A 4,126-nucleotide genomic window follows, 5' to 3' on the forward strand; every position below is an offset into this window, starting at 1 on the left:
GCCGGGGGGCGCATACCGCGGAGGCAGAGGAACCCCTCGGGCCGGGCCGCCAGGCCCGCCGCCAGCCCCACGTCCAGCGCCCACTGCTGGTCCCCGGCCACGTTCCGCACCTCCGCGCCCGCCCCCTCGGGCAGCCCCAGCAGGGCGGCCGTCAGCACCCGCGCCGCGATCCGCCGGGACGTCGCGGCCAGCAGCTCGACCCGCCCGTTCTCGCGGACGTAGCAGTATCCGCTCCCGGCCAGATCGTCCGCGACGACGAGCCGGTGGTGCCGGACGAGCAGTTCGTGGTCGGGCCCGTGCGCCCCGCCCCGCAGCCGCCGGTCCACCGAGTCCAGCAGATCCCGGTCCCTTGCCGTGCCCGCGACGGCGGCCCCGTCCGGCGCCGTCAGCCCCGCGTGGCTGACGGGGCCCCGGAGTGACAGCGCGGGGTGCACATCGAAGCCCGCGCGGCGGTACCCGCGGACGGCCGCGGGGTGCTCCGAGGCGCAGATCACGCCGCGCAGACAGCTCCGCCCGTACTCCAGCGCCCGCCCCAGCAGCGCCGTGCCGACGCCCTTGCCCTGTGCGCCCGGCAGCACCACCAGCAGGGACAGGCCCCAGGTGCCCTCCCGGCGCACCGCCTGCGCGGCGCCCAGCGCCCGGCCGGAGGCGTCCTCGGCGAGCCAGCTCCCGGCCGGGTCGGTGCGGGCGAGGTGCCGGATCTTCGCGCGCCGGAAAGCGGGCCCCGCCGCTTCCGCGGGCCCCGCCGCTTCCGCGGGTGTGTCCGGCGCCGGGCCGGGGGGCGCGCCGCGCAGCGCGCGGCGGTCCCCGAAGGCGGCCTCCCTGAGCAGCCGGACCGTCTCGGCGTCCTCCTCGCAGTCCCGCACCGGGCGCAGCAGTGGCAGCGGCATGGACCGCAGGCTACGGCAGCGCCAGCATCCGCTCCAGCGCGAGCTTGGCGAACTTCTCCGTCTCCGCGTCCACTTCGATGCGGTTGACCACCGTGCCGTCGGCCAGGGACTCCAGGGCCCACACGAGGTGCGGCAGGTCGATGCGGTTCATGGTCGAGCAGAAGCAGACCGTGCGGTCCAGGAAGACGATCTCCTTGTCCTCCTCCGCGAAGCGGTTCGCGAGCCGCCGCACCAGGTTCAGCTCGGTGCCCACGGCCCACTTGGAGCCGCGCGGCGCTGCCTGGAGGGCCTGGATGATGTGCTCGGTCGAGCCGACCTCGTCGGCCGCCGACACCACCTCGTGCTTGCACTCGGGGTGCACCAGGACCCGTACGCCCGGTATGCGCTCGCGCACCTCGCGGACCGAGTCCAGCGAGAAGCGGCCGTGCACCGAGCAGTGCCCGCGCCACAGGATCATCTTCGCGTCGCGCAGCTGCTCCTGGGTCAGTCCGCCGTTCGGCCGGTGCGGGTTGTAGACCACGCAGTCGTCCAGGGACAGGCCCAGCTCGCGGACCGCGGTGTTCCGGCCGAGGTGCTGGTCGGGGAGGAACAGCACCTTTCCGCCCTGCTGGAACGCCCAGTCCAGCGCCCGCCGGGCGTTGGACGAGGTGCAGATGGTGCCGCCGTGGCGGCCGGTGAACGCCTTGATGTCCGCCGAGGAGTTCATATAGGAGACGGGCACGGTGGTCTGCGCGACCCCGGCCTCGGTCAGCACGTCCCAGCACTCGGCGACCTGCTCGGCCGTGGCCATGTCGGCCATCGAGCAGCCGGCCGCCAGGTCGGGGAGCACGACCTGCTGCGCGTCGCCGGTGAGGATGTCGGCGGACTCGGCCATGAAGTGCACACCGCAGAAGACGATGTACTCCGCGTCCGGGCGGGCCGCGGCCTCCCGCGCCAGCTTGAAGGAGTCCCCGGTCACATCGGCGAACTGGATGACCTCGTCCCGCTGGTAGTGGTGGCCGAGGACGAAGACGCGCTCGCCGAGCCGCTCCTTGGCGGCGCGGGCGCGCGCGACCAGGTCCGGGTCGGAGGGGGCGGGCAGGTCGCCGGGGCACTCGACGCCCCGCTCGCTCTTCGGGTCGGCCTCGCGGCCGAGCAGCAGCAGCGCGAGCGGGGTCGGCTGTACGTCCAGGGGCTGGGCGGCACTCAACGGATCCACCCTTTCTGTAAGCGCCACACGAGAGACTTCTCGTCTATCTGACGTTATCTATCATAGCCGCTTCGCGTCAGTTTGACGATGGCCATCGCGTCGATGTGACGCATTCCCACTCGGGCGCGCGGTGTGCGAGCATGCCGAAGGGGACACAGAAAGAGCCGTGCCGCTCCTGGAATGAATCCGGGACGCCGTCGGTTGATGTTGACCGCAAGAGCAGTCCGTACAACCCGGGAGAGAAGCAGATGTCCGTTTCGGACGAGACCGCTGTAAGCGAGGGCATCATCCTGTCCGACGCCGCGGCGGAGAAGGTCAAGAGCCTGCTTGAGCAGGAGGGCCGCGACGACCTGGCGTTGCGTGTGGCCGTCCAGCCGGGTGGCTGCTCCGGCCTGCGGTACCAGCTGTTCTTCGACGAGCGCTCGCTCGACGGCGACGTGGTCAAGGACTTCGACGGCGTCAAGGTGGTCACCGACCGGATGAGCGCCCCGTATCTGGGCGGCGCCTCCATCGATTTCGTCGACACGATCGAGAAGCAGGGCTTCACGATCGACAACCCGAACGCCACCGGCTCCTGCGCCTGCGGCGACTCCTTCAACTGACCCGCACGGTTCGTACCGGCGCCCGCCGCGCGCGTCTCGCGGGTCAGCGGCGCGGCAGTACGTCGCCGTCCCGCGCGTCCACCACCTTGCGGTCCCCGAGCGGCTTGTCGAGCGTCACCTCGGCGGTCATCCGCTTGGCGACCTTCACACAGAGGGTGTTCTCCGGGTTCTTGGGCCGGGAGGAGAGCGTCACCCGCACCCGGGAGTCCGACTCGGCCGCGGTCGCCCGGTAGGTCTCGCAGACCCCGCCCCAGAAGGTCACGGTCAGCGTCCGCCCCTGGATGTCGTACGAGGTGAGGTCCTCGGCCTTGCTTCCAGAACTCCCAGAGCTTCCAGGGCTCCCGGGGCGGCTGCTCGGCGCCTCGCCGCCGGGCCGCTGCAGAAACCGCGGCTCCACCGCCGGGTGGGCCAGCTGGTAGCTGCCCTTGCCGCCCGTCCGGCGCACGTCGTAGATCCAGGACGGCACGAGCACGGGCTTGCCGTCCGAGAGGCGCGCGGCGTAGCCGAACGCGGCGCCCACGACCTTGGCGGGCCCGCGCTTCCCCTGCGGCGCCGAGCGCTCGACCGCCTCCGGGCGCCCCGCCTGCCGCTGCTTGTTCAGCTCGTTCAGCGTCCGGCTCGCACTCATCACCGGGTAGTCGGCGCCCTCGGAGGTGCCGCCCCAGTGGCCGGTGCCCCGCACGACCCGGCCGTCGCCGTCGACCTGGAAGGTGACGGTCCAGCGGTGCGTCGGCTTTCCGGCGACGCGCGGCTCGGCGTTCACCGTGCGGTGCGCGCCCGTGGCGCGGTGCGTCTCCACGCGGGCCCCGCCCAGGTCCAGGGCGCGCAGCGCGGGGCGCACCGCCTTCTTCGCCGCCTCCTCGGACGCGGTGCCGCCTCCGGCGGTGCCGGGTCCGTCGTCACGGGAGGGCAGGTCGGGGGCGGCCTCGGGCGGACAGCCGGGCCGCGTGCCGCCGCGCGCCGGCTCCCGCTCCGCCGCGGCCGGCAGCGGGCGCCCGCAGGTGCGGCCCGCCGCTCCCTGCCCGGCGTATGTCCACCGCCCGTTCCGTACGGTCAGCCGCGGGTCGCCGGACTTCCGCTCCCCGGACTCCGACACCTCCCAGCCGCCGTTCCGCTGGCGCGGGGTGCCCTCCAGCTTCAGCGCGGCGGCGAGCTCTCCGACCTCGGCCCTGCCGGGCTTCCCGGCAGGGCGGTGGACCGCGGCCCGGTCGGGCCCGTCCGGCAGGTCGGTCGCGGGGACGAGGGCGCGCGGCCCCATCGGCTCGCCCGGCGCGACCCCCGAGCCGCGGCTGTCGTCCGCCCCGTCCCGCGGAGCCGGGGCCGGGGTCTCGACGGCGATGTCGTGCGCGTCCGCCGCGCGGTTGTCGAGGGCCAGCAGGGGCGGGCGGTCGGCGCCTGGCGCGGCGGAGCCGCCGTCGCCGTTCGGGGCCTGGGACGCCCAGTAC

4 protein-coding genes are annotated in these 4,126 nt (G+C 74.1%); 1 reads left to right on the top strand and 3 read right to left on the bottom strand.

The annotated features are described in order from the left end of the window. Together G5C65_RS32590 and nadA are read right to left on the bottom strand one after the other, a co-directional pair. A partial coding sequence (locus G5C65_RS32590; RefSeq protein WP_165302658.1) for a GNAT family N-acetyltransferase occupies positions 1-890 on the bottom strand: 890 nt, incomplete at its 3' end. Positions 891-900: 10 nt separating this feature from the next. Beyond that, positions 901-2,079 (bottom strand): quinolinate synthase NadA, encoded by a 1,179-nt coding sequence (gene nadA, locus G5C65_RS32595; RefSeq protein WP_165302660.1) that lies wholly within the window; start codon positions 2,077-2,079, stop codon positions 901-903. A gap of 248 nt (positions 2,080-2,327) precedes the next feature. Between nadA and G5C65_RS32600 the strand changes: the two genes are divergently transcribed. Continuing rightward, positions 2,328-2,681 carry a HesB/IscA family protein gene (locus tag G5C65_RS32600; RefSeq protein WP_165302662.1) on the top strand — a complete coding sequence of 118 codons (354 nt, stop codon included), beginning with the start codon at positions 2,328-2,330 and terminating at the stop codon, positions 2,679-2,681. Positions 2,682-2,724: 43 nt separating this feature from the next. Here G5C65_RS32600 and G5C65_RS32605 read toward each other — a convergent pair. After that, positions 2,725-4,126 (bottom strand): hypothetical protein (locus G5C65_RS32605; RefSeq protein WP_165302663.1); only part of this gene is annotated, 1,402 nt, incomplete at its 5' end.

The organism is Streptomyces boncukensis (genome assembly GCF_011045075.1).
GTDB lineage: Bacteria > Actinomycetota > Actinomycetes > Streptomycetales > Streptomycetaceae > Streptomyces > Streptomyces boncukensis.